This is a genomic window from Salarchaeum japonicum, assembly GCF_020614395.1.
GTDB classification, from domain to species: Archaea; Halobacteriota; Halobacteria; order Halobacteriales; family Halobacteriaceae; genus Salarchaeum; species Salarchaeum japonicum.
Map to the genome: position 1 here is coordinate 440076 of NZ_CP085324.1, position 15401 is coordinate 455476.

At 68.1% G+C, this 15401-nt stretch carries 21 protein-coding genes and 2 tRNA genes; 9 read left to right on the forward strand and 14 right to left on the reverse strand.

The features are described from left to right. Nucleotides 1-99: 99 nt before the first annotated feature. The gene (locus tag LI334_RS02470; protein ID WP_227261592.1) at nucleotides 100-1128 is read left to right on the forward strand and encodes a phosphoribosylaminoimidazolesuccinocarboxamide synthase; all 1029 of its coding nucleotides are present in this window, start codon (nucleotides 100-102) and stop codon (nucleotides 1126-1128) included. Here the strand turns inward: LI334_RS02470 and LI334_RS02475 are convergent. After that, nucleotides 1125-2060, reverse strand: a complete 936-nt coding sequence (locus LI334_RS02475) for a formyltetrahydrofolate deformylase (RefSeq protein ID WP_343750112.1) — start codon at nucleotides 2058-2060, stop codon at nucleotides 1125-1127. The genes LI334_RS02470 and LI334_RS02475 overlap by 4 nt on opposite strands. A gap of 142 nt (nucleotides 2061-2202) precedes the next feature. Between LI334_RS02475 and LI334_RS02480 the strand changes: the two genes are divergently transcribed. The 3 genes from LI334_RS02480 to purQ all read left to right on the forward strand — a co-directional run bounded on the left by LI334_RS02480 (nucleotide 2203) and on the right by purQ (nucleotide 3742). Further along, complete coding sequence (locus LI334_RS02480) at nucleotides 2203-2751, forward strand: hypothetical protein (RefSeq protein ID WP_227261594.1); 549 nt, start codon at nucleotides 2203-2205, stop codon at nucleotides 2749-2751. A 65-nt stretch (nucleotides 2752-2816) separates the two neighbouring features. Further along, entirely contained in the window at nucleotides 2817-3071 is a 255-nt protein-coding gene (gene purS, locus LI334_RS02485; protein WP_227261595.1) for a phosphoribosylformylglycinamidine synthase subunit PurS, read from the forward strand. Further along, the gene (gene purQ / locus LI334_RS02490) at nucleotides 3068-3742 is read left to right on the forward strand and encodes a phosphoribosylformylglycinamidine synthase I (protein WP_227261596.1); all 675 of its coding nucleotides are present in this window, start codon (nucleotides 3068-3070) and stop codon (nucleotides 3740-3742) included. Before purS ends, purQ begins: the two co-directional genes overlap by 4 nt. On the opposite strand, the gene LI334_RS02495 is transcribed toward purQ, so the two are convergent. The 7 genes from LI334_RS02495 to LI334_RS02525 all read right to left on the reverse strand — a co-directional run bounded on the left by LI334_RS02495 (nucleotide 3743) and on the right by LI334_RS02525 (nucleotide 7369). After that, complete coding sequence (locus LI334_RS02495) at nucleotides 3743-4066, reverse strand: hypothetical protein (protein ID WP_227261597.1); 324 nt, start codon at nucleotides 4064-4066, stop codon at nucleotides 3743-3745. Nucleotides 4067-4106: 40 nt separating this feature from the next. Continuing rightward, nucleotides 4107-5174, reverse strand: coding sequence for an archaeosine biosynthesis radical SAM protein RaSEA (locus LI334_RS02500; RefSeq protein ID WP_227261598.1), 1068 nt, complete (start codon nucleotides 5172-5174; stop codon nucleotides 4107-4109). After that, nucleotides 5174-5608 carry a VanZ family protein gene (locus LI334_RS13120; RefSeq protein WP_406675865.1) on the reverse strand — a complete coding sequence of 145 codons (435 nt, stop codon included), beginning with the start codon at nucleotides 5606-5608 and terminating at the stop codon, nucleotides 5174-5176. Before LI334_RS13120 ends, LI334_RS02500 begins: the two co-directional genes overlap by 1 nt. Further along, complete coding sequence (locus LI334_RS02510; RefSeq protein ID WP_227261600.1) at nucleotides 5512-5973, reverse strand: DUF5813 family protein; 462 nt, start codon at nucleotides 5971-5973, stop codon at nucleotides 5512-5514. Before LI334_RS02510 ends, LI334_RS13120 begins: the two co-directional genes overlap by 97 nt. Before the next feature lie 260 nt (nucleotides 5974-6233). Beyond that, nucleotides 6234-6318, reverse strand: a tRNA-Leu gene (locus LI334_RS02515). A gap of 40 nt (nucleotides 6319-6358) precedes the next feature. After that, nucleotides 6359-6697 (reverse strand): ferredoxin, encoded by a 339-nt coding sequence (locus LI334_RS02520; protein WP_227261601.1) that lies wholly within the window; start codon nucleotides 6695-6697, stop codon nucleotides 6359-6361. Nucleotides 6698-6853: 156 nt separating this feature from the next. After that, the gene (locus tag LI334_RS02525) at nucleotides 6854-7369 is read right to left on the reverse strand and encodes a peptidylprolyl isomerase (protein WP_227261602.1); all 516 of its coding nucleotides are present in this window, start codon (nucleotides 7367-7369) and stop codon (nucleotides 6854-6856) included. Between the two features lie 78 nt (nucleotides 7370-7447). On the opposite strand from LI334_RS02525, the gene LI334_RS02530 reads away from it, so the two are divergent. Both LI334_RS02530 and LI334_RS02535 read left to right on the forward strand, forming a co-directional pair. Beyond that, the gene (locus tag LI334_RS02530; protein WP_227261603.1) at nucleotides 7448-7924 is read left to right on the forward strand and encodes an NUDIX domain-containing protein; all 477 of its coding nucleotides are present in this window, start codon (nucleotides 7448-7450) and stop codon (nucleotides 7922-7924) included. A gap of 19 nt (nucleotides 7925-7943) precedes the next feature. Further along, nucleotides 7944-8126: a hypothetical protein gene (locus tag LI334_RS02535; RefSeq protein WP_227261604.1), complete on the forward strand. Its 183-nt coding sequence runs from the start codon at nucleotides 7944-7946 to the stop codon at nucleotides 8124-8126. On the opposite strand, the gene LI334_RS02540 is transcribed toward LI334_RS02535, so the two are convergent. Then, a complete protein-coding gene (locus LI334_RS02540; RefSeq protein ID WP_227261605.1) occupies nucleotides 8123-9160 on the reverse strand; it encodes a PAS domain S-box protein in 1038 nt (345 codons plus the stop codon). The genes LI334_RS02535 and LI334_RS02540 overlap by 4 nt on opposite strands. A 185-nt stretch (nucleotides 9161-9345) precedes the next feature. Beyond that, entirely contained in the window at nucleotides 9346-10401 is a 1056-nt protein-coding gene (locus LI334_RS02545; protein WP_227261606.1) for an anthranilate phosphoribosyltransferase, read from the reverse strand. Between the two features lie 81 nt (nucleotides 10402-10482). Between LI334_RS02545 and ahbB the strand changes: the two genes are divergently transcribed. Further along, a complete protein-coding gene (ahbB, locus tag LI334_RS02550; protein WP_227261607.1) occupies nucleotides 10483-11568 on the forward strand; it encodes a siroheme decarboxylase subunit beta in 1086 nt (361 codons plus the stop codon). Here ahbB and LI334_RS02555 read toward each other — a convergent pair. Continuing rightward, the gene (locus LI334_RS02555; protein ID WP_227261608.1) at nucleotides 11565-11819 is read right to left on the reverse strand and encodes a hypothetical protein; all 255 of its coding nucleotides are present in this window, start codon (nucleotides 11817-11819) and stop codon (nucleotides 11565-11567) included. The genes ahbB and LI334_RS02555 overlap by 4 nt on opposite strands. 30 nt (nucleotides 11820-11849) lie before the next feature. After that, nucleotides 11850-12440, reverse strand: a complete 591-nt coding sequence (locus LI334_RS02560) for a DUF7504 family protein (RefSeq protein WP_227261609.1) — start codon at nucleotides 12438-12440, stop codon at nucleotides 11850-11852. A gap of 89 nt (nucleotides 12441-12529) precedes the next feature. Between LI334_RS02560 and LI334_RS02565 the strand changes: the two genes are divergently transcribed. After that, complete coding sequence (locus LI334_RS02565) at nucleotides 12530-13006, forward strand: cupin domain-containing protein (protein ID WP_227261610.1); 477 nt, start codon at nucleotides 12530-12532, stop codon at nucleotides 13004-13006. A gap of 27 nt (nucleotides 13007-13033) precedes the next feature. Here LI334_RS02565 and LI334_RS02570 read toward each other — a convergent pair. Next, a tRNA-Ile gene (locus tag LI334_RS02570) sits at nucleotides 13034-13107 on the reverse strand. Nucleotides 13108-13177: 70 nt separating this feature from the next. After that, nucleotides 13178-13708, reverse strand: a complete 531-nt coding sequence (locus tag LI334_RS02575; RefSeq protein ID WP_227261611.1) for an FxsA family protein — start codon at nucleotides 13706-13708, stop codon at nucleotides 13178-13180. An 89-nt stretch (nucleotides 13709-13797) separates the two neighbouring features. On the opposite strand from LI334_RS02575, the gene LI334_RS02580 reads away from it, so the two are divergent. Beyond that, on the forward strand, nucleotides 13798-15384 hold the full coding sequence (locus tag LI334_RS02580) for a DUF255 domain-containing protein (RefSeq protein WP_227261612.1): 1587 nt from the start codon (nucleotides 13798-13800) through the stop codon (nucleotides 15382-15384). The last annotated feature ends 17 nt before the right edge of the window (nucleotides 15385-15401 follow it).

The window sequence follows — 15401 nt, forward strand, 5'->3', positions numbered from 1 at the left end:
CGCGGAGATACACGAACGCGCATATTTCTCCACTGGAAACCAGGGGGTTTGGGCAGGGTAATGGAAACCGCTTTGTGAGTCGCGTCCGCCCACCCACCTATGACGAGCGTCAAGGACCTCCACGTCGACCGCGCCGCCACCGCCGACCGACTCGGCCGCGGGCGCTTCGCGTTCACGGACGACTACTCGGTCTTCGACTGGGGGAAGATGCCGGACGAGATTCCCGGGAAGGGCGCGAGCCTCTGCACGACGAGCGCGTTCAACTTCGAACGCCTCGAAGCCCGCGGGATTCCCACCCACTACCGGGGCGTGGTCGCCGACGGCGACACCACGAGTCTGGACGCGCTGGACGCCGACGCGGACGCACCCGCGGAGATGGCGGTCGACCTCGCGACCGTCCCCGAGTTGCCGCACGACGGCCGCGACTACGACTACGACGCCTACTACGCCGCCGCCCGCGACAACGTCCTCGTCCCCCTCGAAATCGTCTTCCGGAACTCCGTTCCCGTGGGGTCGAGTCTGCGGTCGCGCGCGACGCCCGCCGAGTGCGGCCTCGACTTCGATAGCTGGCCGGACGAACCCGTCACCCTCCCGAACCCCGTCGTGGAGTTCTCCACGAAACTCGAAGAGGGCGACCGCTACCTCGACATCGAGGAGGCCGAGCGCATCGCCGGCCCCGCCGACCTGAACGAACTCGAATCGGTCGCGCTCGACGTGAACGAACTCGTCACCGAGCGCGCCGAATCCGTCGGTCTCACCCACCAGGACGGCAAAATCGAGTGCGTGCTCGCGGACGGCGAGATACGGGTCGCGGACGCCGTCGGGACGTTCGACGAGAACCGCTTTTCCTACGACGGCCAGCAGGTGTCGAAGGAGGTCGTCCGCCAGTACTACAAGCGCACCCAGCCCGACTGGGTGGAGGACGTGGCCGCGGCGAAGGCGCGCGCCGACGCCGAGGACGTGGCGAACTGGAAACAGTTCTGCGAACGCACTCCGAATCAGCTCCCGGACTCGGTGGTTCGCGCGACGAGCGACCTCTACCGGGCGGGCGCGAACGCCTACACCGACACCGACTTCTTCGACGCGCCCGCGCTCGACGCCGCCGTGGACGCCGTGCGCGACCTCTAGTCGTCGAGCGCCTCGTCGACGGGCGCGTCGGGGTTCGCGTCGCTCGCGGGGTCGGGCAAGCCGAGCTGGTAGTCGTCCGCGCCGTCCCGCACGCGGGTGCGGCCGCGGTGGACGCTCACGTCGTCGTTCAGGTGGAGTGAGACGGCTTCGCGGAGCGCGTCCGCTTCGAGGGGCTGACCGCGCGCCTTCACCTCCTCGACGGTGGCGTCGTCGGGCACGTCGAACGCGCGCTGGGTGATGATGGGGCCCTGGTCGAGGTCGGTCGTCACGTAGTGCGCGGTCACGCCCGCCACCCGCACGCCCTCCTCGACGGCCTGCCGGTACGCCTGCGCGCCCGGGAACGCCGGCAGGAGGCTCGGGTGGATGTTGATGATGCGGCCCTCGTACCGGAACACCACGTCCGGGCTGAGGATGCGCATGTATCGCGCGAGCACGACGAGGTCGATGCCGTACTCGTCGAGGATGTCGAGCAGTTCGGACTCGTCGGGCGTCCCGCTCTCGTCCCCGATGTCGTGGAAGGGAACGCCGGCGGACTCCGCGACGGGTTCGAGGTCGTCGTGGTTCCCCACCACGACCCGGATTTCGCCGTCGAGGTTCCCCGACCCCGCGGCGGACAGCAAGTCCTCCAGGCAGTGCGACTCCCGGGTGACGAGCACCGCGATACCCCGGGTTTCGCGGGCGTCCGGGAACCGCACTCGGATGTCCACGCCGAGGTCGTCCGCGAGGTCGTCGAGGGCGTCCGTGAGCGTCTCGCGCGTGCACACCATCTCCCGGGTGTCCGCGCGCAGCGTCATCCGGAACACGCCCTCCCGCACGGCCTGGTCGATGTCCTCGATGTTGATTCCGCGCTCGAACAGCAGGCTGGTGACGTTCGCGACGAGTCCGGTCTTGTCGTCGCCGACGACCGTAATCTCCGTGTACTCCTCGGTCACGCGCACCACCGCCGTAGTCGAGTCATCACCCGTAGAAGGGCGGGGACGGCCAAAAGGGTAGCCTTCCGCGCAAACACTGGTCGCTCAAAGGGCCGTCGTGGTCTCCGGTAGGTAGTTACGGCGACCGGGCCACCCCTCGGGTATGCAGCGACGAACCTTCCTCGCCGGCGCGGGCGCGGCGGGCGCGACCGGTCTCGCCGGGTGTTCCGCGCTCGCGACGGACGCGTCGGCGGCGACGCTCTGGATGGACGACGGCCGCGAAGTGTACGCGTCGTTCTCCGTGGACGGCGACGAGGTCGCGGCCGCCGGCGTGCGGTTCTACGAGCCGACGGTCGGCGGAACCGTCCCGTTCCGCGCGTGGGTCGAACGAACCGCCGACGCGTCCTACGCGGACGTGCGCCTCGCAATCACCCACGGCGACCCCGCCGGCGCGCTCTACATGCGGCCGTCGAGCGCGACCGAACGCCCCTCGTTCTCCTACACGCACACCAGCAATCCCGCGGGCGCGGTCGTCGCGCTCGACGACCCGGACGACGCCGACACCCTCACCTACGGCTTCCGCTTCGACCCCGCGGACGGCGACACCGACCTCCGCCTCGACATCGACCTCACCCTCACCACGGGCGGCCTCCGCCCGACCCGCTGGCACTGCACGGCCACCCGAACCCTCGCCCCACACGCCCGAGTCTAACCACGTTCGTGTAACACGTCGCATAACCACAATCGTTTTTGGGCACGAACGCGCTTCTCCGCGTGATGACCGCCTACACCGCGACGGTGACCGTCCGCCTCAAGCGCGGCGTCCTCGACCCCGAAGCCGAGACCACCAAGCGCGCGCTCGAACGCCTCGGGTTCGACCTCGACGGCCTCCGGTCGGCCGACCGCTTCGAACTCGACCTCGACGCCGCCAGCGAGGACGACGCCGCCGAGCGCGCGGACGAGATGGCGGAACGCCTCCTCGCCAACCCCACCATCCACGACTACACCGTCGAGGTCACCGAACGCGAATGACCGTCGCTATCGTCCGCTTCGGCGGGTCGAACTGCGACCGCGACGCCCTGCGCGCGCTCCAGCACCTCGACGTGGACGCGGAAATCGTCTGGCACGAAGACGGCCTGCCCGCGGACACGTCCGGCGTCGTGCTCCCCGGCGGGTTCTCGTACGGGGACTACCTCCGCGCCGGCGCGATGGCCGCCCAGTCGCCCGTGATGGACGACGTGCGCGCGCTCGCCGCCGACGGTGTACCCGTGCTCGGCGTATGCAACGGCGCGCAAATCGGGAGCGAGTCCGGCCTCACGCCGGGCGCGTTCACGACGAACGCGAGCGCCCGATTCCAGTGCGAACACGTCCACCTCCGCGTCGAGAACGCGGACACGCCGTGGACGCGGGCGTACGACGAAGGCGACGTGCTCTCCATCCCAATCGCGCACGGCGAAGGCCGGTTCGAACTCGACGACGACCGACTCGACGACCTCGAAACCGAGAATCGAGTGCTGTTCCGGTACTGCGACGAAGACGGAACCGTCGGCGCGGAGTCGAACCCGAACGGCTCGAAGCACAGCGTCGCGGGCGTGCTCGGCGAGCGCGAGACGGTCGCGGTGATGATGCCCCACCCCGAACGCGCCACCCTCCCCGACATCGGCGGCACGGACGGCCAGGGCGTCCTCCAGGCCTTCGACTGACTACTGCTCGGTCAGCAGCACGACTTCCACGAGTTCGCCGTCGTACCGCACGAACCGGCCGTCGAGCGACTCGTAGGCGTCACGCACCCGCTCGTATTCGCCGTCGAGTTCGACCGTCGCCTCCCCCGCGACTGCGGCGTCCCGCACCACCCGCTTGATTTCCTCGGTCTCCACGTCGTCGTAGGCCACGACGGTCGCGTTCGCGGGCGCGTCCGCGACCGTGCTGGCTTCGAGGTAGCCGCTCTGTGCGTTCCCGAGACAGCCAGCAGTGAGGAAGAGGGCACAACACACGACGGCGAGCGCGAGGACGCGAGTGCGACGCATCGCCGCGAACTCCTCACCGAGCGAATAAATTTTTTGGTGGCTACTCCGCGAGCGGGAGGTTGTAACTCGTCTCGCGCGCCACGACCTCTTCCCAGGTGTGCTCGCACTCACAGCTCACTTCGCTGAACACCGAGGGGTCTTGGCGGAGGTCGAAGTCCTTGATGGCTTCCTGCACCAGGTCGTCGCACTCCCCGCAGTTGTGCGGCCCCCTGTCGCTGCCGTGGCCGACGGGGTCGCTGACGACGATAGCGTCGGCGTCCGCGGTCGATTCGAGCACGTCGCAGATGCTCCACATCCACGGCGGTCGGTAGCCGCCGCGGAAGTGGAGCTGGTCGACCATCGTGTACCGCTGGACGTTACACGGATTCATCGAGACGGTGTGACAGCCCTCCACGTCCGCGCACGCCCGAATCGAGTCCTTCATGTCCTGGACGGCCTCGCCCTCCGAGAGGAACGGCGGTTTCATCAACAGGTAGGCTTTCACGCCCGCGCCCGCCTCCTTCGCTTCGAGCGCGGCGTCCTCGAAGTCCGCGAAGTCGAAGTACTTGTTCACGCAGTCGTGGCGCACGCGGTCGTTCGCCGTTTCGAGGCCGACCGCCACGTCCGTCTCCAACCCCACGTCCACGAAGTCACGCACGCGGTCTTCCTGCACGAAGTCCGGCAGGCTCTCGACGACGATGCGCTCCCGGTCGCTGAACGTCTCCGCGATGGCCTTCCGGGTTTCGGCGGGCACCTCGCGCTCGTCGAGGAAACTCCCGCTCGTGTAAATCTTGATGAGGCCGGACTTCTCCTCGGCCTCGTGGTCGAGACACACCTGAATCTGATCCATCAGCGCCTCGTGCTCGACGCTCCCGTCCTCGACCGATTCGGCGACGTACCCGCACATCGTACACCCGCCGGCGCGCGCCCACCGACACCCGCCCGTGTTCAGGATGATGGTGAGGCTCTGGTAGACGCCGCTCGGCGTGTTGTCCTCGTCTATCCACACGCGCGTCGGCTCGTGGGGGTCGTACGTCTCGTCGCGCTCGCCCCGCAACTCCCGCATCACCTTGTTGTGGGCGTCCATCCCCCGACCCGACTCGTACACCTCGGGGCTCGGCTGACTCATTACTCGCCGTAGCCGTCCGGCGCGTAAAGCCGCTTCGTCACCGCCGCGACCGCACCCCCGGCGAGCGCGCCCGTGAGGTTCGCCGCCGCGTCCAGCACGCTCGCGGTTCGCCACGCCACCAGCGCCTGCACGCCCTCCACGCACAACCCGAACGCGACCGCCACCGCGACCGCCACCGGAAGCGACGACTCGCGCGCCACCAGCCACGCCAGCACCGCGTACCCAGCCACGTGCAGGAGCTTATCCACCGGCAGCCCCCCGCCACTCGGCGGCCCCGCCGGAAGGAGCGACGCCACCAACACCACGACCGCCCACAGTATCGCCCAGCGACGCACGACTACAGCGGCGTGTCCTCCGCCTGCCGCTGCGCGCGCTCCCGCATCTCCTGGACTTCCTCCACGTACTCGTACCCCGGCACGATCCCCTCGAACCACGTCCCCTCCACGTAGTTCACCACCGCAAGCGCGTCATCCGCGACATTCCCCTCTCGCGCCTCCACTTCCGCCTCCACCGTCACACGCCCGCCCTCCCGAACCACCACCGGCTCAGCCGTCAACTCCGCGTACGTCACCCCACCCACGTCCTCGATACGCAGCGAGAACGTCTCGAACCACCCCTCAGACACCGTCCCACCGACCTCCCCCTCCACCACCGAATCCAACGTCGGGACCTCCACCCGCACCCGATACTCCGACTCGCCCGGCACCACCGACGCATCCCAATCACTCCCCACAACCTCGAACACGCCGTCCGCGCGCTCGAACCGCTCACTCGCCTCGAACTCAGACTCGACACTCATACCCCACCAAAAGAGACTCACCGAAAAGGGCGTTTCGCGTCACCGACCACGGGAGAGATTTGAACCACGCCCAGACAGTCGCCCTTCGGGCGCTGCGTCGGTCTACTTCAGAATCCCTCTCTACGCAGTTATCCTCGGTTCCCTCGGAAAACTGCGAGGGGAGGGATTTGAACCCCAGTCGGACGTGCTCACTTCGTTGCGCGCGCCCTCCCTGATTCAAATCCCTCTACCGCATCGTTCTTCACTTCGTTCAGAACCGATGCGAGGGGAGGGATTTGAACCCACGAACCCCTTCGGGAGCGGATCTTAAGTCCGCCGCCTTTGGCCTGGCTCAGCCACCCTCGCGCACCCCTACCGAATCGGTCGGTCTACCTGAATCTGACGACTACCAATCGACGGAGACGGTGCCGTCGCCGTGCGGGTCGGGCGCGATTTCCTCGTTCGTCCGGCGGTCGATGACGTGAATCACGCCCGTGTCCTTCTTCGCGGGGCACACCTCCGCGGCTTCGACGTTGTGGTCGAGTTCGGACTCGTCGAAGAAGTACGAGACGGGTTTTCCCATCCCGGAATCGAGATCCATCTCCCAGTTCGCGGAGACGTTCGCGCACTTCCCCGCGCCGATGCACTTGTTCGCCTCGAAAATCAGCTTGTAGGGCTTCTCCGCCACCGGCGGGGCGTCCGTCTCCCCGACGCTGCTCGGGTCGAACCCCTCGTCGTCGCTCATACCTAGACAACGCTCCCCCGGGGACTAACGCGTATCGCTCTCCGCGCGCGAAACCCCTCCTCGTGGATTCAGTCAGACCGCGCGGTCTGACCCGCGACTCGCTTTACTCGTCGTGAACGACGCCAGCGTGCGGCGCTGGCTGGCTCACGACTCGCTTTACTCGTCGTGAATCTCGACGGATTCGAGGACGATATCCTTCATCGGTTCGTCGTTGCGGTCGGTGGGCGTGCTCCCGATGTCCTCCACGACGTCCATCCCATCCGTCACTTTCCCGAAGACGGCGTGTCGGCCGTCGAGGTGGGGCTGGGGGGCGAGCGTGATGAAGAACTGACTGCCGTTCGTGTTCGGGCCGGAGTTCGCCATCGAGAGGATGCCGGCGTCGTCGTGGTTCAGGTCTTCGTGGAACTCGTCGTCGAACTCGTAGCCGGGGCCGCCCCGTCCGGTGCCGGTGCGGTCGCCGGTCTGAACCATGAAGTCGTCGATGACGCGGTGGACGGGCACGTCCTCGTAGTAGGGTTCGCCCTCGACTTTTTCGTTCGTCTCGGGGTCTGTCCAGGCTTTCTCGCCCGTCGCCAACCCAACGAAATTCTCGACGGTGGTCGGGACTTTCTCGTCGTAGAGTTCGACGTCGATGTCGCCCTCGCTCGTGTGCAGGGTCGCTTCGATGGTCATAGGTACGCGAAGGCGACTGTTCGGGAAAACGCTGCTGGTGTGCGGTGGGCTTATCGGGCGACAGCGGGGATTCGGTGTATGGACGCGCCGCGCGAACCCCAGGAACTCGTCCTCCCGGAGTCGCGCCTCGACCGGTTCCGCGAGTGGGCGACCGAGGGGACGGCGACGACCGCGGCGGCGCGCGTCCGCGACCCCGAGGGCCGTGTCGCGTTCGTGCGGAACCGCTGGTCTGACGGCTGGGTGCTCCCCGGCGGCGCGGTCGAACCCGGCGAGTCCTCGGCGGCGGCGGCGCGGCGCGAAGTCCGCGAGGAGACCGGTCTCGACCCGGTTCTCGGCGACGCGCTCGTCGTGCTCGACCAGACGTACGTCTCGGCGGCGACCGGTGAGACGGCGTTCACGGCCGAGTACGTCGTGTACGACGCGCACGCTCGCGGCGGGATTCCGAACGGGGACGCGCTCGGCGTGGATGCCGGCGAAATCAGGGCCGCTCGGTGGTTCGACCGTGTCCCCGACGCGTTCGCCGACGACGCGCTCCGCCCGTACATTGAAGCGTGACGCCGACAGACCTCTCGGTATGTCGGCCCGCAGAAACCTCTACGTCGCCGCGTTCGTCGCCGCGTCGCTCGCGTACGTCTTCGTCTCGCTCGCGTACACGGGCGCGTTCCACCTGCTCCGCTGGGTGACGTTCGCCGTCTTCTTCCTCGTCGTCACCTACGGCTTCGAGCGGTTCGTGAACTGGGCGGAGACCCTGGACTAGGCTCGGGAGAGCGACACGTCCCGGAACTCGACGCGCGCGCCGCCGTCCGCTCCGTTCGTGAATCGAACCGTCCAGCCGTGCGCGTCCGCGACGCGTTCGACGACGTGCAGGCCGTAGTGGCCCTCCTCGGGGCCGGGCGCGCCCCGCCGGAGCACGTCCGTCGGGAACCCCGGGCCGTCGTCCGCGACGAAGAACCCGGACTCGTCGTCCAGCACGCCGACCGTCACCGTGCCGTCCGCGCCCGCGTGCTCGACCGCGTTCCGAACGAGGTTCTCAAGCGCCTGTCGGAGTCGGCCCTCGTCGGCCTCCACGCGCCACGCGCGACTCGGCAACACCACGGACGCGTCCTCGGTGACGACGCTCCCCCACGCGTCCTCCACGACACGCTGGAGCGAACACGGCTCCACGTCGGCGTCCCGGCCCTCCCGCGCCTGCGCGAGCAAATCGTCCACGAGACCGTCGATGCGCGCGAGAGCGTCCTCCACGTTCTCGAAGTACTCCTCCTCCCCGAACTCGCGAGCGAGCGAAATCTGGGCCTGCGCGACCGACAGGGGGTTCCGGAGGTCGTGACTCAGCACGCTCGCGAACTCCTCTAAGTCCTCGTTTCGCTCCCGTAACTCCTTCTCCCGGCGCTTGCGCTCGCTGATGTCCGTGAAGATACCCGTGAACAGCTGGCGGCCGTCGTACTCGTGTTCCTGCAGGCTCACCGACACCGGTACCTCGTGGCCGTCCTTGTGCTGGGCGGGGAGTTCGACGCCCGTCCAGTCGATGTGCTTCTCGCCCGTCTCCACGTACTGACTAATTCCCTCCAAGTGGGCGTCCTGCAAGCGCTCCGGGATGATGGTGAGTTTCGAACTCCCCAGCAACTCCTCCGGTTCGTACCCGAGTATCCGCTCGATGGCGGGGTTCACCGCGAGCACCGTGCTGTCCGCGTCTATCGTCAACATCCCCTCCGAGGTGTGCGCCAACAGCGCCCGGAGGAACTCCGGGTCTCCCTCCAACGACTCGGCGACGACGACGTCGCGCTCGTCCATACTCCCCCCTCACAGTCCCGAGCGTTAACAGTTTGGACTGTCCGAGGACGACGCGAAAACACCACCACCAGCAACCCCTGCGGAACCGATACCCACCGCGAACGCGGAGCGTTCGCGGCCTTTTTAGTGGAGGTTTTTGCGGTGAGCGGGTCGCCTCCGGCGACCCCGAACCGTAAAAAAGTCCGTTAGAAGGCGCGGAGGTCGTGGAGGGTTTCCGCGGCCTGCCCGCTCGCGATGGTGTCGCGCGCGGTCTCCAGGCCCTCCCGGAGCGTGTCGGCGTCCCGGCGGGCGTACATGCGGAACGCGGCGTTGAGCGCGATGGCGTCCGCGAAGTCGTCGTCGCGGTCGCCCGCGAGAACCTCCTCGGTGATGGCGGCGGAGTCGTCGGTCACGTCCTCGACCTGGAGCGTCTCGTTCGAGAAGTCCATCCCGTACTCGTCGGTCTCGATGGTGAAGTCGTCCAGGTCGCCGCCGTCCCACTCGGCGACGGTGGTGGAACCGGGCCGGATGTCGTCGTAGCCCTCCATCCCCTGGAACATGATGACGCGCTCCACCGAACTCTCCTCGCTCTCCTGGAAGGTGTTCACGACTTTCTTCGCGAACGCGAGGTGGTAGAAGCTCCCGAGGTGGACGCTCGCGTTCGCGGGGTTCGCGAGCGTCTCCACCGTGTTCACGAACGTCCGGACGCCCATCTGGTCGCGACGCCCCTCGATGGCGTCGATGCCGGGGTTGAAGTTCGGCTGGTAGTAGAACCCGAACCCGGTCGAGTCCGTCATCTCCGCGGACTCCGCCGGCGTGAGGTCGGTCTCGACGCCGAGTTCGTCCAGCACGTGCTTGTACGCGGTGCCCTTCTGGGTGGGCACGCGGTCGCCCGAGTGCGCGACGACGGGCGTCCCCGCGGCGGCGGCGACGATGCCCGCGCCCACGCCTAGGAGGGCGGTGCGGAGCTTCCCGTCGTAGTTCGCGCCGCAGTCCACGGGATCCACGTCGGGTTCCGCGACCGCGACGGACTCCCGACGCATCACGTCCGTGTACGCGCCGAGTTCCTCCGCGCTGTTGCGCTTCCAGCGGTTCGCCAGCCAGAACGCGCCCAGCGTCGTCGGGTCGGGTTCGTCCGCGAGAATGCGCTCGAACGCCTCGGTCGCCTGCGCCCGCGTCATGTCCTCCGCGGACTTGTGCCCGGAGCCGACGACCTCGGTCATCAGCCGCTTCAACGGCCACTCGCCGAAACTCTCGCTCATATTTTTGAATAGGGACGGACGTGCCCTAAATCCACGCGATTCAATCCAACGACTGATAATCGTCCGCGCCCTTCTTCCGGTATGGCACTCGACGGCGACTGGCGCGACCGCCTCGACGACACCGACGCCCGCCTCGTGGACGGCTTCCAGAGCGGCTTCCCCGTCGAAGAACGCCCGTTCCGCGCCGTCGCGAGCGCGCTCGACACCACGGAAGACGACGCCCTCGAACGCGTCCAGCGACTCCGCGAGATGGGCGTGTTCCGGCGGTTCGGCGCGGTTCTCAACCCGCCCGTCATCGGGAGTTCCACGCTCGCCGCCGTCCGCGCGCCCGACGACCGCTTCGACGAGATAGCCGCGACCATCAACGCCCACCGCCAGGTGAACCACAACTACCGCCGCGACCACGCGTACAACATGTGGTTCGTCGTCACCGCCGCCTCCAAGGAGGTACGCGACCGCATCCTCGCCGACATCGAAGCCGAGACCGGCTGCGAGGTTCTCGACCTCCCGATGCTCACGGACTACTACATCGACCTCGAATTCCCCGTCGTCAACGCGGATCGGTTCGCGCGGGAGGCGCTGCAAGCGCCTCCGAACGAACGAGCGGGGAGTGACGACCCGCGAGTACGGGAGACCGTGGACGCGACCGACGCGACCGCAACCCGGCTCAGCGAGACTGCGCGCGGCGACCTCTCCGCGCTCGAACGCCGCGTCATCCTCGAAATCCAGGACGGCTTCCCGCTCACGAAAACGCCGTACGCGGACATCGCCGCGGCGGTCGGCGCGGACACGGACGCCGTGCTCGCCGCCATCGACCGCCTCCTCGACGACAACTGCATCAAGCGCGTCGGCTGCGTCGTCAACCACGTCGTCACCGGGTTCACGAACAACTGCATGGTCGTCTGGGACGTCCCCGACGACGAACTCGACGCGTACGGCGAACGCGTCGGCGAACTTCCCTACGTCACGCTCTGCTACCACCGTCCTCGCCGCCCCGACCAGGACTGGCCGTACAACCTCTTCACGATGGTACACGGCCGCCAACCCGACGCCGTTGACGAGAAAATCGACGAACTCGCCGCGGACTACCTCCCCGTCCCCCACGAACGACTCTACTCCACGGAGAAACTGAAACAGACCGGCGCGCAGTACGAAGAACTCGTCTAACTCTCCTCTTCTTCGCCGGTCGCGCCCTGCAGGTCGAGCGGGCGGAGCCAGCCGTACCAGAGCACGAACAGCGCGGAGCCGTAGCCGACGACCCAGACGAGCATTCCGACGGTAAAGGTGTTCCCGCCGAGCGACACGAGTCCGGTTTCGCCGATGGCGGTGCCGGCGAGGATGCCGCGCGTGATGCCGGGGAGGACGACGCCGGCGGCGACGACGAGCAGGAACACCGGCCACGGTGGCGTGTCAGCCATACCCGACGGTTGGGTGGCGAGCCACCTGAATCACTCGGTGTGGCGCTTCCAGACGAGCTCCCAGTCGCTGCCGTCCGCGCGCACCACCGCGTCGAACACCGTCGTGATGGCGTCGAGCGTCTGGCGGTCGTTCGCCGCGGGGTCGAAGTGGAAGTGCGCAGTCACGTCGCGCTCGCGGAGCTCCGGCATCAGCCGATGGACGAACCGGAACGTCCGCGTCAGCCCGATATCCGCGATGAGCGGGGAGAGCGCGTCGAAACACACGACTCCCGGGTCGCCCTCGATGTCACGCACGCGCTCTCGAACGCTCGACAGCAGTCGCGCGCCGTCGCCCGCCGGCACGCACTCGACCGACCCGGATTCCCCGCACTCGCCGGGCGTGAGGATGGTTCGCGTCGCGTCCGCCGCGCCCTGGTCGGCGATGCGCTCTCGGAACTCCGCGTCCGCGTCGTACGTCACGCCGACGACGTGCTCCGCGTGCTCGCTCGGCGTCGCCAACAACTGCCGGCACCCCGACGCGGTCACTCCGTCCCCGTCCGGCCCCAACACGAGGACGCTCGACACTCCCGCCACCGACTCGAAGACGTGCCCGTCCGTCCCTGACGCGTGCGCCTGGCTCATCGTCGTCCAACTGTCTCCGTCTACCGCCGCTCCTCGTATCAACGTTGTGGCACCCCCACGGTTTTCACACCACCCGTCGAAGCCCCACCATGAAGCACGTCGCAATCGACGACGTCGACACCGAAGTCAACCCCCTCCAGGTTCACGACGTCCGCAAACCCGTTTCGCGTGCGCTCGGAACCACCGACTTCGCGATGAACTACTTCGAACTCGCGCCCGGCGACAGCTTCTCCGGCGGCCTCCACACCCACCACGACCAGGAAGAAGTGTTCTACGTCGAATCCGGCACCGCCACCTTCGCCGTCGGCAAAGACCGGAACGAAATCGAAGTCGCCGCGGGCGAACTCGTCCGATTCGAACCCGGCGAGTTCCAGACCGGCTACAACGACACCGACGAACGCGTCGTCGGCTGGGCGCTCGGCGCACCCGACAACCAACACGACTGGGACGCCATCCGCTCCTACGTCTACTGCCCCGACTGCGACGACGAACGCGAACACACCCTCGCGCTCGCCGACGGCCGCTTCGAACTCACCTGCACCGAATGCGGGAACACGCAGGGCTGACGGACTGAGAACACGGAGAAATGATAGTGGGTCAGTGCGGATTTGAACCGCAAGCCTCCACCTTATCAGAGTGGCGCTCTACCTAGTTGAGCTACTGACCCGCTCATGTTCCTCTATACTGCGTGGTTTGTTTAAGGGTTTCCTTTCGGCTGGCGTGGCGCTGTCGGGTGGTTACTTCTCGTCTTCGTCGTCGAACTCCACGTCGTAGGCGTCCTCGCTGAGGTCGTAGGTGTTCTCGGTGTCGTTCGCGTTCGCGCCGGGCGTGTTCTGGCCGGTGTTGCCGTCGTCGGGGAAGCCGAACGTGTACACCTGGCCGGTGGCGAACCCGCCGGTGCGTTCGTCGAGTTTGGGGGTGATGACGTACTTCTTGAGCGCCCAGCGGATGGGGGCGCGAGTCACGGGAACGACGAACAGGAGGCCGATGGCGTCCGTGACGAGGCCGGGCGTGAGGAGGAACGCGCCGGCGACGAGCAGGAGGCCGCCGTCCACGAGTTCGTCCGTGGGCGGGCGGCCTTCGGCGAGCGCTTGCTGGATGCGACGCATCGTGTGGCGGCCTTCGGCGCGCACGAACAGCGTGCCGAGGAGGGCGGTGAGGACGACGAGCGCGACGAGTACCTCCCACGAGAACTGCGTGGAGAGGAACACGAGGAAGAGCATGTCGAGCAAGGGCACGAGGAGGAGTGCCGCGAGCAGCCGTTTCATCACGCTCTCCTACCCACTGGGTGGGTTTAACGGTTGGGTCGGGTCGCCGGGTTCGAAGCGTTTTCCCGAACACGGCGTCTCTCCCGGGTATGGACGAGTCCGCGGACGCGACGAAAGTGGAGTGGCGCGAGTGGGGCGAGGCGGCGTTCGAGGAGGCGGAATCCGAGGGCAAACCCCTCCTGTTGTCGCTGGTGACGCGGTGGAGTCGGCGGTGTCGCGAGATGGACGAGGGCGCGTACGCCGACCCCCGGGTCGCGGCGAATCTGAACGAGGAGTTCGTGCCGGTGCGCGCGGACGCCGACCGCCACCCCCGCGTCCGGGAGCGCTACAACATGGGCGGGTTCCCCTCGACGGTGTTCCTGACGCCGTCCGGCGCGCACATCGCGGGCGCGACCTACCTCGACACGGACGGGTTCCGGCAGGTCATCGAGCGCGTGCACCGCGTCTGGGAGGACAAGGGCGCTGACGCCGCCCGGGTGCCGCGCGCGCTCCGGGACGCGGAACCGCCCGCGGGCGAGGTCACCGCGGAAATCGAACGCCTCGTCGCGGGCCAGCTGGACGAGAAGTTCGACTCCGACTTCGCGGGCTGGGGGTCGAGCGAGAAGTTCCCGCTCCCCGACACCGTGGAGTTCGCGCTGAAGCGCGAGCGCTACCAGGCGACGCAGACGCTCGACGCCATCGAGCGAAACCTCCGCGCGGACTCCGGCGCGTTCGGCCGGTTCGCGCACGGCCGCGACTGGAGCGACCCACAGCGCGAGTACCTCCTCGAAACGAACGCCGCGCTCCTCCGCGCGTACAGCCACGCCTACCTCGTCACGGGCGACGAGTCCTACGAGGGAATCGCGTCCGACCTCGTGGACTACCTCACGGGCACGCTCTGGACGGGCGACGCGTTCGGGAACGCGGAACTCGCGGAGGCGGGCGCGAGAACGCCCGTGGACGACACAGCGTTCGCCACCGGGAACGCCCGCGCCGCCGACGCGCTCGCGTGGTACGCCGCGTACGCGGACGACGACACCGCGCGCCGGTACGCCGAACGCGCGCTCGACTTCCTCGACACGCTCGTCGCGGACGGCACCGTGATGCACTTCGACGACCCGAGCAGCGAGTCCGGACTGCTCGCCGACCACGCCGCCGCCGTCCGCGCGTACGCCACCGCCGCCCAGGTGCTCGACCGCGACTACCTCGACAGCGCGGAAGCCGTCGCGTCGGACGCCATCGACCGCCTCCAGTCCGAGAGCGGCGCGTTCGACGACGGCCCCCGCGCGGGCGTCGGCCTCCTCGATAAACCCCTCCACCCCATCGACGACAACGCCCTGTTCGCGAACGCGCTCGTCGACCTCCGCTATCTCGCGGACGACCCCGCGTACCGGGAGGTCGCGACCGACGCCGTCGGCGCGTTCGCCGGCGCGGCCGAACGCATGGGCGTCCAGGTCGCCGCGTACGCCACCGCCGCGTCCCGTCTCACCACGCGCCCGCTCACCATCGAACTCGGCGCGAGCGCGGGCAGCGACCTCCACCGGGCCGCCGTCCGCCTCGCCGACCACGAGAAGGTCGTCGTCCCCGACGCGCCCGACGTGGACGCCGGCACCGCGCGCGTCGTCACCGCGGACGCCACCCGGGAGGGCGCGACCACCCCCGAAGAACTCGCCGACCTCGTCCAGCAGTCGCTGTAAACTGACCCAGGGTTTTT